13 protein-coding genes are annotated in these 24,929 nt (G+C 61.2%); 7 read left to right on the top strand and 6 right to left on the bottom strand.

Annotated features, from left to right (window positions below; genetic code table 11):
- Positions 1–10: 10 nt before the first annotated feature.
- On the top strand, positions 11–4,228 hold the full coding sequence (locus FYK55_RS02060) for a neutral/alkaline non-lysosomal ceramidase N-terminal domain-containing protein (protein WP_150074336.1): 4,218 nt from the start codon (positions 11–13) through the stop codon (positions 4,226–4,228).
- Positions 4,229–4,306: 78 nt separating this feature from the next.
- Here FYK55_RS02060 and FYK55_RS02055 read toward each other — a convergent pair whose 3' ends face one another.
- Both FYK55_RS02055 and FYK55_RS02050 read right to left on the bottom strand, forming a co-directional pair.
- On the bottom strand, positions 4,307–7,450 hold the full coding sequence (locus tag FYK55_RS02055) for an efflux RND transporter permease subunit (RefSeq protein WP_150074334.1): 3,144 nt from the start codon (positions 7,448–7,450) through the stop codon (positions 4,307–4,309).
- Between the two features lie 145 nt (positions 7,451–7,595).
- Complete coding sequence (locus tag FYK55_RS02050; RefSeq protein WP_235908354.1) at positions 7,596–8,942, bottom strand: efflux RND transporter periplasmic adaptor subunit; 1,347 nt, start codon at positions 8,940–8,942, stop codon at positions 7,596–7,598.
- Between the two features lie 419 nt (positions 8,943–9,361).
- Between FYK55_RS02050 and FYK55_RS02045 the strand changes: the two genes are divergently transcribed.
- Positions 9,362–11,236, top strand: coding sequence for a TolC family protein (locus FYK55_RS02045; RefSeq protein ID WP_235908353.1), 1,875 nt, complete (start codon positions 9,362–9,364; stop codon positions 11,234–11,236).
- Positions 11,237–11,253: 17 nt separating this feature from the next.
- On the opposite strand, the gene FYK55_RS02040 is transcribed toward FYK55_RS02045, so the two are convergent.
- The gene (locus FYK55_RS02040) at positions 11,254–13,473 is read right to left on the bottom strand and encodes a serine/threonine protein kinase (protein WP_235908352.1); all 2,220 of its coding nucleotides are present in this window, start codon (positions 13,471–13,473) and stop codon (positions 11,254–11,256) included.
- Between the two features lie 191 nt (positions 13,474–13,664).
- On the opposite strand from FYK55_RS02040, the gene FYK55_RS02035 reads away from it, so the two are divergent.
- The 5 genes from FYK55_RS02035 (at position 13,665) to astB (ending at position 19,822) form a co-directional block, all read left to right on the top strand.
- A complete protein-coding gene (locus tag FYK55_RS02035; RefSeq protein WP_150074330.1) occupies positions 13,665–14,561 on the top strand; it encodes an alpha/beta hydrolase-fold protein in 897 nt (298 codons plus the stop codon).
- A 105-nt stretch (positions 14,562–14,666) separates the two neighbouring features.
- Positions 14,667–15,902 carry a hydrolase gene (locus FYK55_RS02030; RefSeq protein ID WP_150074327.1) on the top strand — a complete coding sequence of 412 codons (1,236 nt, stop codon included), beginning with the start codon at positions 14,667–14,669 and terminating at the stop codon, positions 15,900–15,902.
- A gap of 22 nt (positions 15,903–15,924) precedes the next feature.
- Positions 15,925–17,016 (top strand): arginine N-succinyltransferase, encoded by a 1,092-nt coding sequence (locus tag FYK55_RS02025; RefSeq protein WP_150074326.1) that lies wholly within the window; start codon positions 15,925–15,927, stop codon positions 17,014–17,016.
- Positions 17,013–18,467, top strand: coding sequence for a succinylglutamate-semialdehyde dehydrogenase (gene astD, locus FYK55_RS02020; RefSeq protein ID WP_150074324.1), 1,455 nt, complete (start codon positions 17,013–17,015; stop codon positions 18,465–18,467). Before FYK55_RS02025 ends, astD begins: the two co-directional genes overlap by 4 nt.
- On the top strand, positions 18,467–19,822 hold the full coding sequence (astB, locus tag FYK55_RS02015) for an N-succinylarginine dihydrolase (protein ID WP_150074321.1): 1,356 nt from the start codon (positions 18,467–18,469) through the stop codon (positions 19,820–19,822). Before astD ends, astB begins: the two co-directional genes overlap by 1 nt.
- Before the next feature lie 112 nt (positions 19,823–19,934).
- On the opposite strand, the gene FYK55_RS02010 is transcribed toward astB, so the two are convergent.
- The 3 genes from FYK55_RS02010 to FYK55_RS02000 all read right to left on the bottom strand — a co-directional run bounded on the left by FYK55_RS02010 (position 19,935) and on the right by FYK55_RS02000 (position 24,525).
- Positions 19,935–20,951, bottom strand: a complete 1,017-nt coding sequence (locus tag FYK55_RS02010) for a hypothetical protein (RefSeq protein WP_150074319.1) — start codon at positions 20,949–20,951, stop codon at positions 19,935–19,937.
- A gap of 173 nt (positions 20,952–21,124) precedes the next feature.
- Positions 21,125–22,306 carry a bifunctional diaminohydroxyphosphoribosylaminopyrimidine deaminase/5-amino-6-(5-phosphoribosylamino)uracil reductase RibD gene (gene ribD, locus FYK55_RS02005; protein WP_150074317.1) on the bottom strand — a complete coding sequence of 394 codons (1,182 nt, stop codon included), beginning with the start codon at positions 22,304–22,306 and terminating at the stop codon, positions 21,125–21,127.
- 110 nt (positions 22,307–22,416) lie between these two features.
- The gene (locus FYK55_RS02000; RefSeq protein ID WP_161604256.1) at positions 22,417–24,525 is read right to left on the bottom strand and encodes a tetratricopeptide repeat protein; all 2,109 of its coding nucleotides are present in this window, start codon (positions 24,523–24,525) and stop codon (positions 22,417–22,419) included.
- Positions 24,526–24,929 lie beyond the last annotated feature (404 nt).

The raw sequence follows: 24,929 nt of genomic DNA, 5'->3' as shown, positions 1-24,929 counted from the left end.
GAGAGCCGTCATGATGCACAAACGCCCCACCGCCGATCGCCGCCGTCGGTTCCCCGCGTTCCCTGTCTTGTTCCTGCTGCTGGTTGTTTCCCCGGGCGTTGCGGAAGAACCACTCCCAGCCTGGAAAGCAGGTTTCGCCAAAGTCGACATCACGCCGACCGAACCGGTGCGGATGTCCGGGTACGGAAGTCGCGACCATGTCAACGAGGGTGTCGACATGCCCTTGATGGTGCGGAGCATGGCATTGCAAGCGACCTCACCAGACGCGTCGCCCTTGGTTTTGGTTTCCGTCGACACGATTGGACTTCCCGGTGCCTTGACTCAGGAGATCGCCGCGACGTTGAAGGATCGGAACGGTTTGAACCGGGAACAGATTGTGTTTTGCAGCACGCACACGCATTGTGCCCCGACTCTGGATGCGAATCTTTCCAACATTTTCACCGTTCCGCTGACTCCGGCCGAGGCAGCGGCGGCGGATCGCTATCGCAACCAACTTCGCGAGGCGATCTTGAAGGCCGTCGCAGAATCGCTCGCCAATCAATCGCCTGCCGAGTTGTCTTATGACGTCGGCAAGGCGGCGGTCGCGGCCAACCGTCGCGTGCTGGTCGACGGACGCTGGACCGGATTCGGAATCCAGAGGGACGGCCCCGTGGACCACTCGGTTCCAACCCTGCGAATCAACGCACCGGACGGAAAGCTGCGCGGCATCGTCTTCAACTACGCCTGTCACTGCACTTCGCTGGGCGGGGACCACTACCGGATCAACGGTGACTGGGCCGGCTACGCGACCGAGCAGTTGGAACGCGAGCATCCCGGCGCCGTGGCGCTCTGCACGATTGGATGTGGCGCCGACGCCAACCCCGTGACTCGTGGCAACCTGGAAGACGCGGTGATGCATGGCAAGACGCTGGCCGACGAGGTCACCCGCGTGACGACGTTGCCGATGCAGCCGGTGCGGTCGGCGCCGGTTGCCCACTTCGACTACGCGGCGTTGCCGTTCGACCTGCCGACGGAGGAAGAGTTGCGAGAACGGCTTGAGGATCCACGTCCGCAAATGCAACGCCACGCCAAAAAGCTTCTGGAAACCTATCAGTCCAAAGGACGCCTGCCCGCCACCTATCCCGTCCCCGTCCAGACTTGGCAATTCGGCGATGAATTGACGATGATCTTCATGGGCGGCGAAGTGGTTGTGGATTACGCCCTCCGGCTGAAGAAGTTGGTGGACGATCCTCAGCTGTGGGTCACCGCGTACGCGAATGATGTGCTGGGCTACATCGTGAGCGAACGGATGCGCCCCGAAGGCGGCTACGAATACGACTACTCCGGTGTTTTCTACGGTCTTCCTGGGCCCTGGGCTTCGGGATCCGAGGACAAGTTGATCGGCCAGATTCAGCGGCTGCTCGAATCGACCGAGAATCGATCTCCCGTTTCGGCTGACCAGTCACTCCACAAGCTGCGCGTCGCCGATCCGTATCGCGTCGAACTGGTCGCAGCCGAACCGCTCGTCGCCGACCCCATCAACTTTGCTTTCGACGGCGAAGGACGTCTGTGGGTGGTTGAGATGGGTGACTATCCAGAGGGGGAGCAAGGGGGAAGGGTGAAGGTGCTGCACGACACCGACCAAGACGGCCGGTTCGACACGGCGGAGACGTTTCTGTCAGAGCTTTCTTTTCCGACCGGTGTTCAACCCTGGGGCGACGGCGCGCTGATCACCGCTGCGCCCGACATCTTGTTGGCCCGCGACACGGACGGTGACGGCAAAGCGGACGACGTCCAAACCCTGTACAGCGGATTTCGATTGGCCAATCCGCAACACCGGATCAGCGGATTCGCGTTCGGTCTTGACGGCGCACTGCACCTGGCCGCGGGGGACAACTTGAGCGAGATCACCAGCGAGCGGACCGGTGAAGTCCTGGATGCGTCGGGACACGACCTGAAAATCTGGCCCGACGACGGACGCATGCAGACGACCAGCGGGCGCACGCAGTACCTTCGATCTCGCGACGACTGGGGGCATTGGTTCGGCAGCGACAACTCACGTCCCGGCTATCACTACCCCATCGAAGACCGCTACCTGCAGCGCAATCCGTCGGTCCGGTTCCCCAGCAACAACCAACCGCTGTTTCAGCCGGCCGTTGCGCCGCCCGTCTTTCCGATCACGCGAGCAACCGAACGGTTCAACGATCTGTACGCCGCGAACCGATTCACATCCGCCTGCAGCAGTCACGTCGCTCGCACGCCCATGTTTCGCTCGGGCGGCCACGATTCGCTGATGGTGTGTGAACCGGTTCACAATCTGGTCCACCGCAGCATGCTTGTCCCGGACGGCAGCACCTATCGCGCCGAGAGATTGGCAAGTGAATCGCAGAGCGAGTTCTTGGCCTCAAGCGATCCCTGGTTTCGTCCGGTTTGTGCCAAGATCGGTCCTGATGGGGCGTTGTGGATTGCGGACATGTATCGCGCCGTCATCGAGCATCCCGAATGGATCCCTGACGCCTGGCAACAACAGGTCGACTTGCGCGCCGGCGCAGACCGCGGCCGGATCTATCGGATCTCGTCCCCGCAAACCGCTGCCTACCAATCCCCGGGAATCAAGGACGCCTCGATCGACGCCCTGATCGCGATGCTGCGTTCACCCATCGGGCCTCGGCGCGACCTCGCCCACCGTCGCTTGCTGGAACTGTCCGCGGCCTCGGTTTCAGAAGCACTGAAACGGTTGGACCTGGACCAGGAATCGCCCGCGACGGTCGCTCATGTCATTTCACTGCTCGCCACCCACCGGTCCTTGGAGCCCGACACGCTCTGTGCCGCGTTGCAACGAGGGCATGCCGGATTGCAGTGCGTTGCCCTGCGACTGAGCGAATCCCAACTGGACAACCGGTTGGTGCTCGAATCAGTGTGTCGCTTGGCCCACCAGAAGGATCCGGCTGTCTTGCTGCAAACCGCCTTGACGCTGGGAGAAAGTCAATCCGATCGGGCCGGCGCAGCACTCGCCGCGATCGCGGCGCGCCCGGACCTCGATTCCTGGATGGCACGGGCGGTCGCCAGTTCGGCACAACCGCACGCCGAAGTGATCGCGGCAAACCTGTTGCAAACACTTCGCGAATCGGAATCGGTCCCCGCGGAAACGACGATGCAACTGTTCTCAGATCTGCTACTCACCGCCGGCAGCTCCAGTGACCAGCTTGCCGATTCGCTCCGGAAGACGCTGGAAGACGATCGGCTGCCAAAGGAAACCCGATGGCTGATCGCCGCGAGCGCGATGCAGGCCCAACGGACAACGAAACAAAACGAAAGCGAACTGCGAAAAGCAATCGAGCAGCTCTACCGGGACGCCATTCAGACAGCTGCCGATCAAGACCGGTCGGCGACGTTGCGGGTCAAGGCGATGGCGCTGGTGGGCTTAGGAATCGCACCGCGGGCCGAAGAACGTTCTTGGTTGCTGACGTTGATCTCTCCGGCTGTCCCGCCCGCTGTCCAATCCGCAGCGATGGACCACCTTTCGCAAGCCGGAGACGTCGAAGTCGCCGACGCATTGATCGATCGCTGGCCCAGCCTGTCGCAATCGCTACGCCAGCAATGTGTTTGGCAGTTGCTCTCACGATCCAAACTGCATCAGCAACTTCTCGACGCCATCGAATCCGGACGCATCGGCCTGAATGATCTGTCGCCGGCGGCGAAACAACAATTGCTGCAATCCGGTTCGCGCAGCATGAAAGTGCGTGCCGCACGCCTGGTCCACACTTATTCGTCTCCGGACAAGGGGCGGCTGATCGGGCGGTACCTGGAGCAAGATCCGGGACCCGGGACCGCCCCGGCGGAAGAGGGTCCAGCTTTGTTCAAGCAACATTGTGGAACATGCCATTTGCCGGGAGAATCGGGCGCGGCGGTCGGGGCAAGCTTGGAGAATCTCTCGGACCCCAGCGACGCTTCGTTAATGACATCGATCTTGGATCCCAACCGGTCGATGGAACCCAAGTACCAAACCTACCTTGTGCAAACCGTCGACGGACGATCGTTCGTCGGGACGATCGAAAGTGAAGCGGGTGAAAGCCTGACGCTGGCTCACGCTGACGGCAAACGCACTGTGCTGAACCGATCAGAAATCGAAGCGATGAAGAACACCGGTGTATCGTTGATGCCCGAAGGGTTTGAGAACACGCTTTCGCCCTCCCAGGTGCACGCGATCATCGACTACTTGCAAACGGCAACCACGCGGGCGAATTGACGGCCGGAATCGAAATGCCTGCGACAACGCCCGGCACCTCGCCTGTGCCACTTGAACGTTCCGCGCCGCCTTGACCGTTCAGACGGTTGCCGGATCAGAAGACTGATGAACCAACTTGTAAACGCAGGGGACCAACACCAAGGTCAAGAGCGTGGAAACGATCATGCCGCCCAGCAGTGCCCGGGCCAACGGGATCATCGCTTCATTGCCCGGCGCGAACTGGATCGACAGCGGGAGCATCGAAGCGACCAGCGTCAATGACGTCATCAGGATCGGGCGCAACCGGATCTGGGCCGCGGACATCGCGGCCTGATGAGCCGAGAAACCGGCGGCCCTCCGGCGATTGGCGAATTCGACCAACAGAATGGAATTGTTGACAACCACCCCGATCATCATCAGCGTGCCCATCAGGGACTGGATGTTGATGTACGTGTTGGTCAGATACAGGATCAGCATCACACCACCGATCCCCAGTGGTACCGCCAGCATGATGATCAGCGGGTCCATGAAGGATCGGAACTGGGCCATCAGGACCAGGTAGACGAGCAATGCGGCAACCGCTAGCCCCACTCCCAGCAAGCTCATCCCCGAACGCATTTTCTCGATCGGCCCACGGAGCGTCACCGACACGCCGTTGGGAAACTCCATCCCCGCCAACTTCGTTTCAATATCGCGAGCCACCGAGCCGAGGTCACGATCGGCGACGTTGACGTGAACGTCATTGACGCGAGAAATGTTGTAGTGGGCGATTTCGCCTGGAATGGTCACCCGCTTCACCGTGGCCACGTTGGACAACGGAATCGTGATCGGTCCGTCGGCCGTCTCCAATGAGATCGGGATGTTGCGAACATCGTCTAGCGATTGAAAGTCGTTGGACTCGTACTGCACGCCCATGAAAAAGTCGGTTCCCGACTTGGGATCAATCCAAATCGTTGGCGCATAGCCGACGCTGGACCCGAGTGCGGTCAAAATGGTTTGTGCGACCTGTTCCTGGTCAACACCAAGGTATTGGGCACGGGTGCGATCGACCTGGACGTCAAACTGCGGATAGTCCAGGGACTGAGCGATTTGCACGTCCGCTGTGCCGGCAATCGGTTCGATCGCTTCGACAATGCGTTCGGCAGCGTCCCGGCATTGTCCAATCGTTCCCGCAGAAACCTGGACACTGATGGGTGTGGGAACCCCTTCATTGAGCGCCATGTTGACGATGCCGCCGGAGACAAACAGGAATTGCTCCAACGGATATTCCGACGCCAATTCCTCTCGCAATCGCCGGATGTAGGTGTCGGTACCGGTGCTCCTTCCCTCCTGTCTCAGGTTGACGATCACGTAGGCGGTGTCCGGCCCGGAATTGGAACTGAGCACGGTCGAGAACCCGGCGCCCTTGCCGACGGGCAGACCGATGTTGGAAATCAGTGTTTCGATTTCGTCCTCCGGGATCACGTCCTTGATCGTGTCTTCGATCCGCGCGACCAGCTTTTCTGTTTCCACCAATGCCGTTCCCGGCAGCGTCTTGATCCGCAGCTCGAACGTGCCCGCATCCACACTGGGAAACAGTTCCGTGCCGATCCGCGGCCACAGCAGGAAGGTTGCCCCGACCGCAACGACAATCAACAGCGACGTGATGGCTGGGGCAGCCAAAACCGCACCCAACATTCTTCCGTACAGCCCGCGCGGCGGCGTTTCGGAAAGCTCGGACTCCGTCTCCAGATCCTGGCCGGACCGGACACGTTGCCTGACAAAGGTGGCGCAAAACGCCGGCACGACGGTCAGCGCAAGAATGTACGAAGCGCCAATCGTCAACGTGGCCGCAAGCGACAGCGGCGTGAACAGGTACTTGATCATTCCCGTCAGAAAGACCGCCGGCAAGAACACCGCCAACGTGGTCACGGTCCCCGCCAGAATTGCACCGGAGACCTCTTCGGTTCCATCACGAGCGGCTTCCAATGCGGACTTGCCCATCCGCTGATGCCGAATCACGTTCTCGACGACGACGATCCCGGCATCCACCACCGTGCCGATCGCCAGGGCGATTCCGCCCAACGTCATCACGTTGATCGTCTGCCCGGTGAAGGCAAAGCCCAACGCACCGATCAACACGGCGAAGGCGATGGTGGCGACAATGATCACCGTCGGAAGCACCCGACGGAGGAAAACCAGCACGACGATCGAAACCAACAGCGCCCCCAAACCGATTTGAACCAGCAGGTTCCGCATCGCCTTCCGGATGTAGCTGGATTGGTCCGAAACCAACGTCACCTCGGTGGCCTCGGGAATGTCGCCTCGCTCCTTCATCTTGGGGATTTCGGTTCCGATCCCGTCGTAGATCCGGTCCACGACCGCGATCGTGTTTTCGCCCGGCTCGCGGAGCAGCGGGCAGTAGACGCTGCGTTTTCCGTTGACACGCACGATGTTGTATTGCAAGGCCGCATCGTCCACCACGCGTGCGACGTCTCGAATGAAGATCGGACGGTCGTCGCGCACGGCGATCGGGATCGCTTCGATCTCGGCGGTCGTCGGCAACGTGTTGCGTGGATGAATTTGGTAGTCGGTTCCGCCCACGCGTGCCGTCCCGGCAGCCAACACCAGATTGGATTTGCGCATGGCCTGAACCACGTCGGTCGCGCTGACGTGGTAGGCCTGCAGTTTTGCCGGATCGACGTACACCATCATCTGGCGGAATTTGCCACCGAAGGGGTGCGGGATCTGCACGCCCTTCAGGCCGCCCATTTTGTTGCGGACCGCGTAGTATCCGATGGTGTAGAGTTCGGATTCACTGAGCCCTTCACCCGAGATCGCGGCCAGGACGACGGGCAGATTGGCCGGCTCGCTGCGCAGCGTGAAAGGCCACTCGATCCCCGGCGGCAGGTGAAACATGTCACTTGCTTCCAAGTTCACGATGTCATTCATCGCCGAACTGGGATCCGCGCCCGGTTGAAAAAACACCTTGATCACCGCCGCGCCCGGAACCGTGCGTGATTCCTGGTGTTCGATTTTCCCCGCCAGTGTCAGTGCGCGTTCGACCCGCGACGTAACCGACTTTTCCATCTCCATCGTGGGCAGCCCCGGATAGGAGAAGAAACTGACCACGACCGGCTTCTTGAAATCGGGCAGGATGTCAATCGTGATCGACGGGATCACGGCGGCGCCCAAAACGCACAACGCCACCACGGCCCCCAGAACGGCGAAACGGTTGCCAAGCGAAAATCGAATCAATCCCATCGAAGTGGTTCTCGTCTACGTTGCGTCATCGGTGATCGGCCGCGTTGCGATCGTCGGGGCGAAGTCGTTCCGCCCCCAACGCAATCCAACGCCCTGCGGGTTTGCCGGCAGCGAAAGTTGGCCAGCTGTCAAAAAGGGTGGGTGCTCAAATCGAGTCGGGGAGGTCGCCCGGTCTCGTGGGAGAGGGGGGCGAATTTGCGGCCAGGACGGCAACCTGCTCGCCGTCGACGAACCGTTTCAGATGAGCATCAATCACGTGCTGTCCGGCTCGCACTCCGGAAAGGATTTCGATCTGTGCCCCGTCATCGTTTCCGGTTTGCACCGTCGCGACCGACACTTTCTGGTCGTCCCCGACCACATACACATACGCTTGGCCGTCCTCTCCGAACCGGACCGCGCGTGACGGCAGGGTATTGGCCGCGACTTGCGTGGACAACTCAATCGTTGCCTGCCCGAACATCCCCGGGATCAGCTTGCCATCCGCGTTGTCGACCTCCACTTCGACCAACATGGTCCGCGTGCTGGGATCCAAACTGCCGCTCAACCGGGTCACGGTTCCTTCCACCGGTGACTCCGACGCGAAAGAAGGAAAGGTCAGCGAGACTTTGTCGCCGCGATTGACCAGCGCGGCATCACCCTCGGGAACGGGAATGTGAATCCGCACCCGATTCGTCTGGCTGACCACGAACAGCGGCGCGCCCGTTCCGACCTCGCTGGATTCACGCACCAACTCACCGGGCTCGACCCTGCGGTCGGTGATCACGCCGTCAAAAGGTGCCTTCACGATGGCGTAGTCCAGCAGCACGTCCGCCTGCTCCAATTGACGCTGGGCGATCTGCGTTTCAGCCTGGGCGACGCGGAGGTCGGCCTCGGCAGCAGCCCGGCGTGCCTGAGCGACGGCGACCTCGGCTTCGGCCGAATCAATCGATGACGCCACCGAATCGCGATTGGCCCGCTGGGAGTCACGTCGCTTGCGGACTTCGTCCAAAACGCGTGGCTGAAGTGATTGTCGCTGCACCAGGTCGTCGGTGCGTTCGTATTCGGCATCCGCGGCGGCCAAAGCGGCTTCGGCCCGCTTCAACCCCGACTTGGCTTCCTCGCGTTTGGCCTCCGCCGACCGCACGCCCGCTTGGGCCAAGTCCAAATTCGCCTGCGCCCGTTCCTCCTCGGCTTTCAACCGGCCGATGCGCGACTCGATGACCAACCGTTCCTTGTTCAGTTCGGGGACATCGATCTCGGCCAATTTGGCTCCGGCTTGGACGACGTCGCCGATGTCCACGAAGATTTGCTTGACGTAGCCGCTGGCCTTGGCCCGCATCTCGGCGCGGTAGAACGCGTGCACGGTCGCGGGTTGCGTGGTGGTCCGACGGACTTCCGTTTGCATCACGGCAACCGTCCGAACGGGAACCTTGCCGGTGGACGTCGACTTTTCCACCACCGGCTGATTCGGCGTGCATCCGCTGGCAACGATCATCGCTGCCACCAGCGCCATGGGCAGACATCGAGCCATGGGTAGACACCGGCGGTGCCGCGAGGGACGGAAACTCATCAAATCGGTTCCTTGGAATTCAGAGGCGCAACGTTCCGCCCGGACAAGCCGGGTCGGATCAAGTACGCCAGGGGCAAAGGCGAGTGCAGCGGCAAGCAGAGCCGGGGCGGGGAACTGCCGAGGAACCGGTACAACCCGTACGAGCGTTGTGACCGGTTCCAGCATCGGACTTTGGTCAGTTCAGCTATCCAGCATACATCGCACAACAAATGATTTCGACGTGCAACCAGCCGCGTTTTTCCGCCCCAGCGCCTTCAGCCGTCACCACCGGTCTGCCCGATTGCCGAAGCATGACCACTGCGATCATTGCTTTCGGAGCGACGCACACGACGGTACGGACTAGACCTGCGGAGGAGGGACGGATGCCCCGCCAATCGTTATTGCTATTCTTGGTGGCCTGCAGCGGATGCGCGGCTTCCACGGCGCTAACCTCGCACACCCCCAAGGACGTGATTTCCGCGTCGCGTGCGGCGCCCGTCGAACCGACGGAGCCGACCGCCCGCGGTGAGGTCGTTTCGGCGAAAACGAATGGCGTTGCAAATGAGCCGACCACCGTCGACAACGACACGGCCTTGATCGACAACGACAACTGGGTCGGCCAGCAGATTCTGCCCGTGACGCATCGCGTCGAACGCCCCGCGACGCCCGCCCAAGATCATTCCTGGTCCGGGATGCTCACTTCCGCCCCCCCGTTGGGCGAAACCGCCGATCAGGCGAAAGCGACCGCCGCGGAATGGATCGGCAGTCCCTCGGACCGGACGTTCGACAACCTGGTCGAACTGGAACCGACGGACGTGCCCGTGGCGTCGCCCGCCGGGTCCGACGCGCCGACGCGAGTGGCGTCGGCAAACCAAGGCCGGTCCGCCGATGACCGTCTGGTTGAATCCGACGCAAACTCCGCCGAAAACTCGGCGGCCGCTTCGCAGGTTACCGGCCAGGCGGATCCGACGATGGAATTGAATCTGCCCACTGCTCTGGCGATGATCGGCGGACAACACCCCGCGGTCGGTCTGGCGCGGTGGCGTGTCCAGGAAGCTTATGCCCAACTGATGCAAGCCGAATCCCTGTGGCTGCCGTCCATCCAATCCGGTTTCAGTTTCCATCGGCACGACGGAAACTACCAGGCAAGCAATGGAGAGATTGTCGACGTCAATCGCAACTCGTTCCAGTACGGATTGGGTGCCGGAGCGACCGGTGCGGGCACCACGCCTCGCCCGGGACTGGTCGCACGGTTTCACCTGGCCGACGCCCTATTTCTCCCCCAGGTCGCCGAAAAGCGTGCGTGGGCCCAGGGACACGCCGCGAAGGCGGTCGTCAACGAACAATTGCTGCGTGTTGCGATTGCCTACTTCGATCTATTGGCCGCCTGCCAGGACGCCAGCATCTTGCAGGATTCAAGCACGCGTGCGGCGGATTTGACCAAACTGACGACGGACTTTGCCGCCGCCGGACAAGGGTTACGCGCCGATGCCGACCGCGTGCGGACGGAACAGAATCTGGTCGACAATCGCCTGATCGCCGCACGCGAAGAAATCGCAATCGCCTCGGCTCGCCTGGCCCAAGCGCTCAGCATGGATGCGTCGGTGCAGCTGGTTCCGCTAGACGTCACGGTGGTGCCGCTGGAGCTGACGGCGTCGGGGCAGGACAAATCCAGTCTGATCGGCACCGCATTGGCAATGCGTCCGGAACTGAAGGAATCCCAGGCTTTGGTGGCGGCGGCCTGCGAAGCGTATCGACGTCAAAAGTACGCACCATTTGTGCCCAGCGTATTGCTGGGATTCAGCACGGGAGGATTCGGCGGCGGGCTGGGCAATGACCTCAACAATGTCGAAGGCCGCTATGACTTCGACGCTCTGGTTACTTGGGAGGTTCGCAATTTGGGCTTTGGCGAACATGCGGCGCGGCGTCAGTCGACGGCGCGACTTCAGCAGGCAAAGTTCGAAAAGATCCGCGTGATGGACCAGGTGGCGCGGGAAGTCTCCGAGGCTTGCAGCCGGGTGGAATATCGCCGCCAACGAATCGAGGCGACGCGGCAGGCAATTGCCTCGGCGGAGGACTCTTACCGGTTGAACGTCGAACGGATCCGAGACGGCCAGGGGTTGCCCCTGGAGGCACTTCAGTCGTTGCAAGCGTTGGAGTCGGCGCGACGCGCCTACCTGCAAGCCGTGGTGGACTTCAACCAGGCACAATTCCAGCTGCAGTGGGCACTTGGGTGGCAGGTCACGGGGCCGGCTTGAACCCAAGCTCGGTTGGCTCAATGATCGATCGTTTGGTCGAGCGCCGCGTTCTCGGTGATGTCGCTTTTGAAAGTTTCTTCGGCGGTCGGAGCACTCCGAGAATCTTCCGGACCGCCCGATTCTCCCGGATCACCCAGCGGGCGTGGGGCAAGTGCGTGCAACTCGCGGTTGTGACGTCTCCACCAGGCGTCTGCATCGCGGACGCTCCAATTTCCGGCTTCGGGAGAACGCTGAAGCAGATCCGCCAAATCGCGTGCGGTCTGCGGTCGTTGTGCAAGGGTCTTTTCCAAACAGGAGAGCAACGCGTTTTCGAGTTCCGGCGACACGGAACCTGGGACACGTTTGGATGGGGCTTCCGGCGTCGCCGTCGTGTGCAAGTTGCAGAGTTCGCCAATGTTTGAAGCAGAAAAAACCGGCTGGCCGGTCAACAAGAAATAGCCGACCGCTCCGACAGCATACAAGTCGCTTCGTCCGTCGACCGCATTGGGCGTCTGAAACGCTTCGGGCGACATGTACAACGGCGTACCGGTCAACGATCCGGCGCCGGACTTGTCAGAGGGATGGTTTTCGTCGACCGCCTTGACCAAGCCGAAATCCAGGACCTTGATGATGTCGGGCTCACCGCCACGGTGATTGATCATGATGTTCGCCGGCTTCACGTCCCGGTGCACCAGGCCACTGGAATGGGCCTCATAGAGCGAAGCACAGATCTGGTCGAGGATATGGATCACGCGGGCTTCCGGTTGCGGGCCATAGCGTTCAACCAGCGTCTGCAAATTGATCCCGTCAAGGTACTCCATCGCATAATAGAAAACGCCTTCGGGCGTGCGACCGTAGTCGTAGATCGCGATGGTGTGGGGATTGTTCAACTTGCAGGTAATCTGGACTTCGCGCTCAAAACGGCCGATCGAAGTCTCGTTCATCAGATCCAGGTTCAACATTTTGACGGCAGTCGGACGACGCAGCATCGAGTGATAGGCGCGATAGACTTCGCCCATCGCACCGGCGCCGATCTTTTCTTGCAGCGTGTACTGCCCGAGTTGTTTTGCCTCGATCGCCGCGCGCCGCGCTTCCCTTTGCAGACGCGCAACAATGATGGTGAACACGAAGATCGCAACCGCTGCAATTCCCAGCAGCAGGTACAGTCCCCAAAAAGTCCGCTGCAGAATCATCAGCGGCCGATAGGCCTGCGCCACATCCACCTCGGTTGCGACCCCCAGGCGGTACTTGTCCAACCAGGTCCAGGCGCCGACCACCGGAACGCCGCGATAGTCGTTGTAGCCATCCAGATCCAAATCCTGCTCACCCGCGATGGCGCTGGCCGCCATCTTCGTCAACGGGAGTTCGCTGCGGCGACGCGTCGGGCGATAGCCTTCGGTGATGTCGCCGCCCGGGTCCCGCACCTGCAACCTCAGCAGCGATCGAGCGTCCGGTTCGTCGGCAATCAGCCCCAACAAAATCAGGTCGTCATCGAATCGGCTGTTGGAAACCATCATGCCGTCCGCGTTGAACGCATAGGTTTCCCCGGATTCGCCCACACGTCCGAGTTGCATGATCCGGGTGAATTCCTGGTCGGGCCGGATCTGCAACGCGAGCGCGGCAACGACCTGGAAATTCTCATCCAGGATCGGCGTGGCGACATACATCGTCGGCTGACCGGCTCGCAATTCTCCCAGGGGCGTTTTCAAAGGCACGACGCTGGGAAACGGGACACTGACGGTTGTCTGGCCTTCGAAGACGCGGTGCAGGAATTCCGCGTACGCCGGCACATCCTTGCGACCGAGCAGCGAAGACTCGGATGCGGCGACAATGGTCCCCGTCTTGTCGGCCAAGAAATACCCGATGTAATCATGCGAGGAGATTGTCGGGGCCAGGCTGGCGGACAGCTGGCGCCGAAGCGTCTCGGGGTCAGTAACCGACGATGCGTCGGTCGGGTCCGCCTGGTTTCGCAGCAAGGCGTAGATGTGCTCTCGGATTTCCAAGTCCTTGGATTCAGTTTCCGCAATCTGCTCTTGATCCCGAAACCAGGTCTCCAACATCTCTGTTTCGAGATCAAGGATGGTTTTTAGCCCTGACGCCAGGTTGGCTCGCATCGTCCGTTCAATGGCGATTCGAGTTCCAATCCCGATTGCCGACAGGAGCAGAACGGCAATGATCGGCCAAACCCACAGTTGCCGGCGGAGGAACAGGGACGCGCGGCTGACCGAGCGCCCCATACTGCTTTGCGCCCATGTCATGTGCGCAGGTCGCTGGCGATTGCCTTGTGAGCTGCGACGAAAGACCGTGTCGACAAACTTCATGACGCGGAGGGCCGCCGGGGGCCGTGCAACGGAGTAAACAGAACATTCGTAACGATCGGCCCCTCCTAATCGCCGAGGCCACTACACTTTAGCTGCGTGCCACTCCGTCCGACGCAATTGGGAAAAAAATGATCCAGCTTTTGCCGGTGACCGAGACAATCTTCCGGATGGTCGCACGGTCCGTATTCATGATCGCTGCAACGTTCCCGGTGGCGGCAACGGCAACAGAAAACGAACCAACCGATCGGGAACCGGTTGCTCACCCCGTCGCGAAACAGGTCGCGACGGACGGCGACCCGATCCGGGTTCACGATGTGCGATCACGCTTCGTTCGTGGCCCCTGCCAGATTCGCGTGCTCGTGCCCGACAACATCTCCTCCGGCGATCGCTTGCCGGTCGTTTTCGTCTTGCCGGTCGAGGCGGGCCGAGAATCACGCTACGGCGACGGAATGACCGAAATCCTTCGGGCGGATCTGCACAACCACCACCGAGCGGTCTTTGTGTCGCCAACGTTTCCGCGGTTACCATGGTATGCCGATCATCCGACCGATCCGAAGTTGCGCCAGGAATCGCATTTGCTGAAATTCGTGGTGCCGTGGGTCGGTCAACACTACCCGGTGTCGGACGCGCGCTACCTGCTGGGTTTTAGCAAGTCCGGCTGGGGTGCCTGGACGCTGCTGCTGCGGCATTCGGACACGTTCCGCCGCGCGGCGGCATGGGATGCTCCGATGATGATGGATCGAGTCGGACGCTATGGCAGCGGGCCGATCTTCGGCAACCAGGAACAGTTCGACGCTTACCGAGTGACGACGCTGCTACGTTCCAACGCCGAGGAATTCACCGCCCGACCGCGTCTGATTCTGACCGGATTTGATAACTTCAGGGAACACCATCAACGCGTTCACAGCTTGTTGGATGAACTGGGGATTCCGCACCAGTATCGTGACGGGCCCCAACGCGATCACCGCTGGGACTCCGGGTGGATCGTCGAAGCGGCCGAACTGTTGATGAACGACAATCGATAGTTTGACCGTGACGCGTGGCGGGAAACGCCAGCGATTGTGAGCCCCGCGAACCGACCGAGAGAAAACCGACACACACCATTCAATTCAGGCAATGCTTTGAATTCCATGACGTGGCTTGATCGTCAAAGCGAACCATTGGTGAACCGCGTCACATCGCTGGCGGAGATCAACAGCGGCACTTCGAACCAGGCGGGAGTGGGGCGTGTTGCCGCGGTGGTCCGGCCGTGGTTGGAAACATTGGCGGACAAAGTTGAGATGGTCGAACTTCCCCCGATCCAGGAATTAAATGCCCAGGGACAATTTCAATCCCGCCAGTTTACCGATGCCGTCTTGGCGACGCGCCGGCCCCAGGCACCCCATCAGGTGTTGTTGAGCATCCATTTGGATACGGTTTATGGAACGGAGCATCCGTTCCAAACGGTCACGCATCCCGAACCGAATCGGTTGCGAGGTCCCGGCGTGGCGGATGCCAAGGGAGGGTTGGTGGTGATGCTGGCCGCCTTGGAAGCTTTTGAACAGTTCAGCGCGAACAGCGGATTGGATGTGCAACGGGTTGGATGGCGCGTCGTGCTCAATCCCGACGAGGAAATCGGATCGTTGGCGTCGGTCGGCCTGCTGCAAACGTTGGCCCGAGACGCCGACATCGGAATGGTGTACGAACCGACGTTGCCCGACGGCAAGCTGATTCGCCAGCGCAAGGGTTCGGGAAACTTTTCGTTGCTGGTCCGTGGCCGGAGCGCGCACGCCGGTCGCGAAATCGAACGGGGGCGCAACGCCGTCGCTATGCTGTGCCGCCTGTTTTCACAGCTGCAAACGTTGCACCGAGACGACAAATCCGTGACGGTGAATTTGGCGCGACTGATCGGCGGGGGGCCCGCCAACATCGTGCCCGATTTCGCGGCCGGCTGGTTCAACATTCGGATCGCCGACGTTTCGACCGCTGACGAAGTCATCCAACGACTGGAAAAGATGGTCGCCGAAGCCGACGGGGCCGACGGATTCAACGTCAGCCTGCACGGCGGATTCAGCAGCCTGCCCAAACCGTTCGATTCGGAAACACGCAGGCTGTTCGACCGGGTCATCGAAGCCGGACGAACGGTGGGGCTTTCCATTGAAACGGCTCAGTCGGGTGGCGTCTGCGACGGAAACAAGCTGGCCGCCGCCGGATTGACCAACGTGGATACACTGGGGCCCCGAGGTGGCAACATTCACAGCGACCAGGAGTATTGCCTGATCGACAGTCTGGTCGAACGGGCCAAATTGAGTCTGGCGATCCTGGAATCGTTCGCCAACGAGCCCGAACGATTTCCGTCGCGCGAAAGCCGGCCGAACCTCCCATGACTTCACTCGGCAAGGTGTCCCCATGGCGTCCTACAGCATTCGGTTGGTGCGTTCTAGCGATCTCTCCGACCTGGTCGCTCTGGCCCATCACGTCTCTTTCGGATTGACGACGCTGTCGCCAGACCCCGAGCGATTGCAGGATCGGATCGAAGCCTCCCACGCCGGTGACGCACCGCTGTTGGTGATGGTGGACGAAAGCGACAAGAAGATCGTCGGCACGGCGGGCATCTTCACCCGCGTCGGCGATGCGCGCCGTGCCGAGCCGTTTTATGCCTACCGGATAGAACGCAGCGTGCACCAATCCAAATCACTGGACGTGCATCACGAGATCGACACCCTGCATCTGGTCAAAATGTTCAACGGTCCGACCGAACTGGGAACCCTGTTCGTGCATCCCGAGCACCGTGGCGGTGGGAAAGGGCGTTTGCTGTCCCTGTCGCGGTTTCACTACATGTTCCAGCACCCGAAAATGTTTGATCGTCAGGTCATCACCGAGCTGCGTGGCGTCGTTGACGATCAAGGACATTCCCCCTTTTGGGATGCCCTGGGGAGGAAGTTTTTTCGAGTGGAATTCCCCGTGGCCGATGCGTTAAGCGCCCGTGACAAACGGTTCATCGCGGAACTGATGCCGCCACACCCGATTTACATTCCTTTCCTAGCTGAAGAAGGCCAGCGCGTGATCGGTGAGGTGCACCAGAACACGCGACCGGCCCGTCAAATGCTCGAGGGCGAGGGCTTTTATTTTTCGAAAATGGTCGACATCTTTGACGGGGGACCCTGCTTGCGATGCGACAGCGCCGCGATCCGATCGATCCGAGAAGCGATCGTCTGCGCGGTAGCCGAGATATGTCCACAAGCCATCCCCGCGACCGCATCGAATGAACCCACGTCGGGTGAAGCCGCACCCTTGGAATGCCTGGTCAGCTCCGTCGGCGAACCCTTTCGGTTGGTCGGGTGCGTCGCCGATCGTTCGCCCGGCGGCATCCGGATCGATGCTTCCGCCGCCGACCGGTTGGGCGTCAAACGCGGTGACAGCGTTTGCGTTTCCCCCTTGAAAGGCGCCGCGTCGCCCTTCGGCCGCGACCGTCCCATCCTTAGCGAACAAATCGTATGAGTACGCCATCAAAGAATCCGATCACCTTTGCCGTCACCAGTCCGGCCACCGGCGAAGTCGTTTGGGAAGGCCTGATCTGCACCCCGGAGCGACTGCACCAGGCGGTGTCCAAGGCTCGCGAAGCATTGGTCCCTTGGCGCAGCACCGCGGTGGAACAACGGATCGCCATCGCACGACACTTTGCGGATTTGGCCACCAAGTATCGAGACCGCCTGGCCGAAAGCATTTCGATGGAGACCGGCAAACCTCGCTGGGAGGCAACGGCTGAAGCCAAGCTGATTCCGGCCAAGGTGCAACTGTCGATCGATGCCTACCAGCAGCGGACCGCTGCTGTGCCGATCGACCTGCCCCAGGGAACGGGCTTCATTCGCTACCGGCCGATCGGTGTGATGGCCGTGCTGGGGCCGTTCAATTTCCCGGCCCACCTTCCCAACGGCCACGTGGTCCCGGCGTTGATTGCCGGCAACACCGTGGTCTTCAAACCCAGCGAGTACACGCCCGGCACGGGGGCTTTGCTGGCAGAACTTTGGCATCACGCCGGGTTGCCCGAAGGTGTCCTGCAAATCGTTCAAGGCGATCGACGGGTCGGCAGCCTGCTGATCGATGCCGACGTTGATGGCGTCCTGTTCACCGGCAGTGCCGCCGGCGGTCGATCGATTCACCGTGCCCTGGCGGACCGTCCGGAGGTGTTGCTGGCGCTGGAGATGGGCGGTAACAACCCCATGATTGTGCACGAAGTTCGGCAGCGCGAAACAGCGGCTTACTGGACCGCAGTGTCGGCATTCATCTCCGCCGGCCAACGATGCACCTGCGCTCGTCGCTTGATCCTGCCGGAGGGGGTCGAAGTCGAACCCCTTTTGGAGGAACTGGTGCGTCTGTCTCGAAATCTCCGTGCCGGTCTTCCCGGTGATTCTCCGGAACCCTTCATGGGACCGGTGATTTCTTCCGCCGCGGGGGAACGTGTTTTGCAGGCGCAACAGCGCTGGATCGACTCCGGCGGAACCCCATTATTGAAGTCGCAATCGATTGGTGAGAATCCGGCCCTGCTGACACCGGGTCTGATCGATATGACCGACGCCAAGGATCGCGAAGACGAGGAAGTGTTCGGACCGTTGTTGCAGGTGATTCGCGTGCCTGATTTTGACGCTGCTTTGGAGGAAGCCAACCGGACGCGGTTCGGATTGTCAGCGTCGCTGCTATCGGACAACCTCGATTTGCAAACCAGGTTCCGTCACGAAGTCCGGGCCGGAGTCGTCAATTGCAATCAGCCGACGATCGGCGCCAGTGGTCGATTGCCGTTCGGCGGACTGGGGATTTCCGGGAATCATCGTCCCAGCGGTTACCACGCGGCCGACTACTGTAGCGATGCCACGGCCGGAATCGAAATCGAGCACCTGGTTGCCCCGGAACGCTACTTGCCGGGCATGGGAACGTTGACATCGGAGTTGTGATGGCCCCAAACGCGGCAAGCGAATTCAATTTTGACGGACTGGTCGGCCCCACCCACAATTACGCGGGACTGGCGTTCGGCAATCTGGCGTCGCAGTCCCATCGCTTCCAAACTTCCAACCCTCGCGCGGCGGCACGTCAGGGTCTGGCGAAAATGGACCTCCTGCGTCGCTTGGGGATTCCGCAGGGGATCATTCCGCCGCAGCCACGCCCGGACATCGGCATGTTGCGTCGGCTGGGGTTCACCGGTGACGACGCGGCTGTTTTGCGTTCCGCCGCTCGCGATGCCCCCCGTCTGCTTGCCGCCGCGAGTTCGGGATCGAGTATGTGGACGGCCAACGCAGCCACGGTCTGTCCGTCGGCGGACTCCCGAGATGGTCGCGTCCATTTCACACCGGCGAACCTTGTCTCCAGCCTGCACCGCGCCTGCGAAACCGGCACCACGGCACGCTTGCTGCAAGTGATCTTTCCGGACCGCGACCAGTTCTGCCATCACCCGGCGCTGCCGGCATCGGCGGACCTGGGCGACGAAGGTGCCGCCAATCACACCCGGTTTTGTCCATCCTTCGATGATGTCGGAACGCAGCTGTTCGTGTACGGAAGCGACGCCGCGACGCGAAGCCGTTCAAGAAGTCGTCGGTTCCCTGCCCGTCAGAGCCGTCAGGCAAGTGAGGCGGTCGCGCGTCTGCACGGCTTGGACCGACGTCGCGTGGTGTTTGCTAAACAAAAGGACGCCGCCATTGATGCCGGCGTTTTTCACAACGATGTGATTTCGGTGGGACACCGCAACCTGTTTTTCTGCCACCAGGAAGCATTCGAAGACACATCCGCGGTGTGCCAAACCCTGCGGCGAGCGACCGATGATTCTGTGCGAATTCGCATGGTGCAATCACGCCAGCTTTCACTGACCGACGCCGTGTCGACCTATTTGTTCAATAGCCAAATCGTGACCGCCGCGGACGACCGCACGATCCTGATTGCGCCCTCGGAATGCTCGCAGCACCCGGCGGCACGCCGCGTGGTCCAATCCTGCCTTGCCGACCAGATCTTCGATCACGTGGAATACGTGGACGTCCGCGAAAGCATGTCCAACGGGGGCGGTCCGGCCTGTCTTCGGCTGCGCGTCGTGCTGACAACGAAACAGCAGGCCGCCGTGGCGACCGGGGTGATCCTGAATGAGCAACGGTTGGAGACGCTGAACGCGTGGATCGACCGGCGCTACCGCGAACAGCTTTCGGCCGACGACTTGGCCGATCCCAACCTGCTGCGGGAGTCACGCGAAGCACTCGATGAGTTGACGCAACTGTTGCAGCTCGGATCGGTTTACGATTTTCAATCGGCCGGAGGAACCGGATGAATCGATCGGGCGGCAAGAACGGCCGCCGAATCTTTGGCTTTCACTGGGCCACGGAGCGCGCCGGTCGCGGCAAGCCGGGAGTGCGGCGAGCCGATTGCCGTGGCAGCAACGTCTAACGTCGCAGTTCGTCCAGGCCGCATCGGCGCATGTGCTGGTCAGCGGCCAAACGCTGATCCATGGTCATGGACTCAGCCAGAATCTGCCAGTGATCCCGATCGGTCGACAACAGGCAAGCCAGCGACACCGGCGTGTCTTCGTCCGCGCGAGGACAGAGCGACATGATTTTCCGAATCCTGGCAAGCTGTTCAACGTCCAGATCGGTGCGAAGCAACGAAACCCTCAGCAAGGGTGCGGCCGTCAGTCCCAACCGCGTCAGTTCGATGGACGCCTGTCGCCGGTCGGCAATCCGCGGACTGCCAAGCTGGTCGATCAGCCGATTCACCTCGGATCGCGTGATCGCGGACAGACGGCTCGGATGCTCGCGGAGGTACGATTGCGTTTGACGCGTCAATTGGATCACACTTCGCCCCCGCAGCATCCGCGTCATCAACGATTCCAGATGGACTTCAAACCCGGCCTGGTCCTGTCCAACGATGTGCAGCATTGTCGCTCCGCGACATTCGCGGTCGACCGGGCTGGCGATGGCGGGATCGCGGCGCGTCTGCCAACAAATCTCCTCGCCTCGCGTTTGTTCCAAAACGGCGCACTCGCCCGTGGCGTGCAGAACCGACTCAATCCGCAGCGTCTGGCCGTATTCGGCGACCATTTGGACCCGCTGGTAGGAGTCGTTGTAGACGTAAAACAGCGACGGCAGGCCGCTGGAAGATGACACCGTGATGCTCTCGGAGAACGCATCGCAGGTGTCTTGGTGGGACCCTTTCTTGTATCGAACCGGATCCAAGACGATTCGCCCACCAACAAGCTGGAAGCGAACGAAGCCGGAAGCATTCAGCAGCTCCGGCTGGCGGTGTGACGACAACGCTCCGGGGCCGAGACGTTGATCGGCGGTCGGCTCATCCGCGAGAGTCGACACGGTCGGCATCGCCATCAACATGGCCAATGCAATTTGGTGGGTGTACCGCATTGCTTCACCGATCCCTTTCACGCGTGTGATCGCGTGAAAAATCATACCCGCCTTGGCCAAATTCGAACGTGAATTGGCCTTCGGCTATTACCCAATAGCGAATAATCGGTTTTGAACGTAGAGGAGTTCATCAAAGATTGAACAAAAAATCACTTTCGCCGGATCATTCGCCCCAATCCGAGGATTAGTGGCGGTCAAGCCCAAGAGTTTTTGATCGATCACTCGGTCACGCGGTAAATCAGCCGCACGTCCGAATCAAACCGGTCGACGCCCTGCAGGCGCATTTGGGGGGCGGAAGTGATTGGCCCGATCCCCCGGCCAGCGATGGGGCCCGGCGAGGCTTGACCGCCAAACAGTTTTGCCCCCACGTACACGTGACACTCGTCGATCAAGAACCGATCGGTGGTCGTGTCGAGAAAACTGCCCAGCAGCGTGGGGCCACCTTCGATCATCACGTTCGTCATCTCGTGTCCCCCCAGGTACCGCAGCACCTCGGGGATCATCGGTCCCAGCGAATCACCCGACACGTGAATGACTTTGGCACCGAGTTCGACCAGACCCAGCGTCGGGGCCTGCTGCAAGGCGTCGGAATGAAACAGCCACGTCGGAATCTCGCGAGCGGTTTGCATCAGCCGACTTTGCAACGGTGGCAGCCGACGGTTGCAGATCACCACCCGCGTTGCAACGCGCGGCGGCGACACCGGATCCCCCTGGGCAGACGTCAGCCGCGCATCCAGCCGAGGATCGTCGGCAATCACGGTCCCCATCCCGGCGATGATCGCGTCGACGCGTCCACGCAACCGATGGACATGATGACGCGACTGGGGACCGGTGATCCACTGACTTTCACCGTCACGGGTGGCGATGCGGCCGTCCGCAGTCATGGCCCACTTGGCGATCACCCACGGCATCCCGGTCCGCAACCGCTTCAGGTAGGGCGCGTTCAACGCCTCCGCTTCATGTTGGCACACACCCAGCTGGACCTCGATTCCCGCCTGCCGGAGTCGACTCAGCCCTCCACCATCGACCTTCGGGAACGGATCGGGCATGGCGACAACCACGCGTGCCAATCCGGCTTCAATCAGGGCTTCGCTGCAGGGAGGGGTCTTGCCGTGGTGGCAACAAGGCTCCAGCGTCACGTAAGCGGTGGCGCCCGCCGCATTGGCGATCGATTCGAGTGAACGGAGCGCGTCGATCTCGGCATGGGGACCGCCGAAGGCCTGGTGAAAACCTTGCCCGATTGCGTGGCCCTGTTTGACGATCACGCAGCCGACCATCGGATTCGGTTCGACCCTTCCCTGACCTCCGGCCGCCAGTTCCAGGGCGGTTCGCATCCAGCGTTCGTCTTCGCTCTCAGCGGGAAGCCCCCGCGCGGGATCGGCAGGTTCCGACGAACTCATGGGCACAGGTCCTCACCGCACACGTCCTCCGCCGCGATGAGCGCGACTCGGACCGGCGTTTGCGAATCGACGGTCGACAACTCCCAGACTCCCAGCTTCCGACCAGCGTCTCAGTCCATGCCGGGGACCCAAAGCTTGCCGCCACCCTGACCAGCCGACGCGTCCGGGGCATTGGGCTGATCGGGCGTCCATACGCCCCCGCCTCGCTGTTCCGGCGGTGCCGCCGGAGTGAACTCGGTGGGGCTGGCCGCTGCACCGCCGCCCGCTGCACCGCCACCGGCGGCACGCAACGACCCGTCGGGACGAATGATGCCCAGCTGCATCAGCAATTGCTGGACGCGAGCCATGACGGCGGGGTCGTTCCCGTAGTGCTTCTCCAATTCCATGATGGAGTTTCGGAACCCTTCCTGGTCGGCCATCCCCAAGGTCAATTCCACTTTAGCAAGCAATACCGAAGCAAAGGACAATTCGCGTGACTTCGCGAACGCGATGGCTTGGTCACCGATCTTGACCGACTCTTCCGGATCGGGGGTCGCCATCATCCACATCATGAACGCTTCCATCGTCATTCGCGGATCCAAATCGTCCGAAGCTTCCGCGTCCTTGGTCTTGTCGACCAGCTTGGAGGCAAACCGATTGCAAGCCTTCATGGCGCCCGCTGACCGCGAACGGGCCGCAAGGATGTACAGCATTTTGGGATCCAAATCATCGGGCTTGATTCGGAAGAAATCAGCCGGAGACAGATTCGACATCGTTTCGCTGGTCATTTCCAACGGCGGCATCGGATCGATTTTGGAAATCTGATACACGTCTTCCAACGCCTGGTCCAAGCTGACAATTCGCTCGTAACCCTCGATCGCACGAACGACCGAAGCCCGTTCGAACTGGACCGATCCGTCATCGGCCACCTCGGCCAGCGACTTGCCCCCCAGCATCGGAAGCGGCAGTTGGCACGCTCGCTTGCCGTCATGACTGGCGGCGAACTGGCGATTGAATCGGGTCAGCTGGGCCATCGACGTCGGCTGCGTCAGCCGGATGGGACGTTCGTCGATCACAAAGAACATCGGCACCGGTTGAGGATCGTCCAGAACCACGGTTCCGTCCGGAATCGTGTCCGTCAGCAGTTGTTGCAGATCCGCCACACGATCCTCCGTCACATCGAAGGCAATCGCTTGAGCACTTCGATCGGTTTGCTTGCCAAAGACCGCCAGCAACGTCAGGGATACCGGAGCTTCGGCCGGATCGGCGTCCGCCGACTTTTCGTCCATCGGGCGATCGCTGACAAAGAAGGCGCTTCGGGGACGCACTTCGCCTTCAGGAATCTGCAAATTGGCAAGCTGCTCCGCCGAGAGCTGTTGGGTGCGGTCGCTGGCAATCAGCGCCAACTCGGCCTGCTCCGCATTTTCAAACTCGATCCGGACGGTGCGTGTGTCGACCGCAATCGAACCGACCGGCTTGAGCAGGGCGCTGATCGCACGATACCGCCAACGAAGCTCCAGATCCATGGATTCGACCTGGGACAACAGCAGCGCGATCTCCGTTTGCTTTTCCAAGTCGCCGCGCCAAATCGCGCAGTGAAACAGACCTGACAACACGGCCGGTTGCCCCGCAGCGGATCGACGCAACGATTCGAACTTGTCTTGCGCCAGCAAAACCTTGTTGTTCCGCAGCAAGCTGACCGCTTCGTCGAATCGCTCGCCCCAATCCGCATCGGCGGGGCGCTCCATGAGCTCGGGGACATTCTTGAGCAGATGATTGACTTGCGGCGACGAATCGATCTGGGACAGAAACCCTTCCGCATCTTCGTTCTGGTAACCCTGGGAACTTGCCGCCAGCATGGCGTACAGCCGCGCCGACAAAATGATTTCGCTCTGCGCCAACCCCATCGCCACAATCAAGGCGACATCCATCAGAAAGGAGTCGACCTCACGGCCGCTTTCGTTCAGGGCCTCCAAAAAGGCTTCCGTTGCGCCGGGCATGTCACCGCTGAACACCCGTGCTGCGGCACGCTGCGTGAGGGCCAGAGGATTCGCCGGCTGCAACCGGATGAAACGATCGGCGTTCTCCGCCAAGGATTCGTACTCGCGGAGATCCAACAACAAACGGCCGCGAATCGCCAACGCCCAGGCGGCATCGGGGTGCTCTTCCAGAATGGACTTCAGCTTGTCCATTCCGGGGACAACCTGACCACCCTCGATCATCTTCAGAACTTGCTCCATCTGGCCGACAGAATTGCGGCACTTGCAGAACTTGATTTTTTTCCCGTTTCCGCACGGACAAACGGCATACAGATCGACAGACATAGCGGGGCCGAAAGGGGGGCAATTGAGTCGGGCAGGCAAAACCGACCGTGATCCTACCACGCTGTGGGCAATTGCCCCAAGCCCCGTGGCGTCTGTAGCAGAGGTTCAATTCCTCGGAGAATCGCCCCGCTCCAGCCTCCGCCCGACCTCATCCGGAGCGGCTGGCGGAGCCGGCATATCCGTGCGTTCCCGGGCGGGAGCCTTGGAACGAGTGAAACGAGGAGACGCTCTCCAAGCGCGTTCCCGGGCGGGAGCCCGGAAACGAGTGAGCACTCACAGGCTCCGCCTGGTGTCCGGCGGAGCCAATCGGCCGTGCCGAT

It is taken from the genome of Roseiconus nitratireducens (genome assembly GCF_008629675.1).
Taxonomy (GTDB): Bacteria; Planctomycetota; Planctomycetia; order Pirellulales; family Pirellulaceae; genus Stieleria; species Stieleria nitratireducens.
Note: the sequence above shows the minus strand (reverse complement) of the source record. Positions and strands in the feature narration are given on the sequence as shown.

Coding starts and splice junctions, on each gene's coding strand:
- FYK55_RS02055 (WP_150074334.1), bottom strand. CDS start 7,450: ATGGGATTGATTCGATTTTCGCTTGGCAACCGTTTCGCCGTTCTGGGG.
- FYK55_RS02040 (WP_235908352.1), bottom strand. CDS start 13,473: ATGACATGGGCGCAAAGCAGTATGGGGCGCTCGGTCAGCCGCGCGTCC.
- FYK55_RS02045 (WP_235908353.1), top strand. CDS start 9,362: ATGCCCCGCCAATCGTTATTGCTATTCTTGGTGGCCTGCAGCGGATGC.
- FYK55_RS02025 (WP_150074326.1), top strand. CDS start 15,925: ATGGCGTCCTACAGCATTCGGTTGGTGCGTTCTAGCGATCTCTCCGAC.
- ribD (WP_150074317.1), bottom strand. CDS start 22,306: ATGAGTTCGTCGGAACCTGCCGATCCCGCGCGGGGGCTTCCCGCTGAG.
- FYK55_RS02050 (WP_235908354.1), bottom strand. CDS start 8,942: ATGGCGCTGGTGGCAGCGATGATCGTTGCCAGCGGATGCACGCCGAAT.
- FYK55_RS02010 (WP_150074319.1), bottom strand. CDS start 20,951: ATGATTTTTCACGCGATCACACGCGTGAAAGGGATCGGTGAAGCAATG.
- astB (WP_150074321.1), top strand. CDS start 18,467: ATGGCCCCAAACGCGGCAAGCGAATTCAATTTTGACGGACTGGTCGGC.
- FYK55_RS02035 (WP_150074330.1), top strand. CDS start 13,665: ATGATCCAGCTTTTGCCGGTGACCGAGACAATCTTCCGGATGGTCGCA.
- FYK55_RS02060 (WP_150074336.1), top strand. CDS start 11: ATGATGCACAAACGCCCCACCGCCGATCGCCGCCGTCGGTTCCCCGCG.
- FYK55_RS02000 (WP_161604256.1), bottom strand. CDS start 24,525: ATGGAGCAAGTTCTGAAGATGATCGAGGGTGGTCAGGTTGTCCCCGGA.
- FYK55_RS02030 (WP_150074327.1), top strand. CDS start 14,667: ATGACGTGGCTTGATCGTCAAAGCGAACCATTGGTGAACCGCGTCACA.
- astD (WP_150074324.1), top strand. CDS start 17,013: ATGAGTACGCCATCAAAGAATCCGATCACCTTTGCCGTCACCAGTCCG.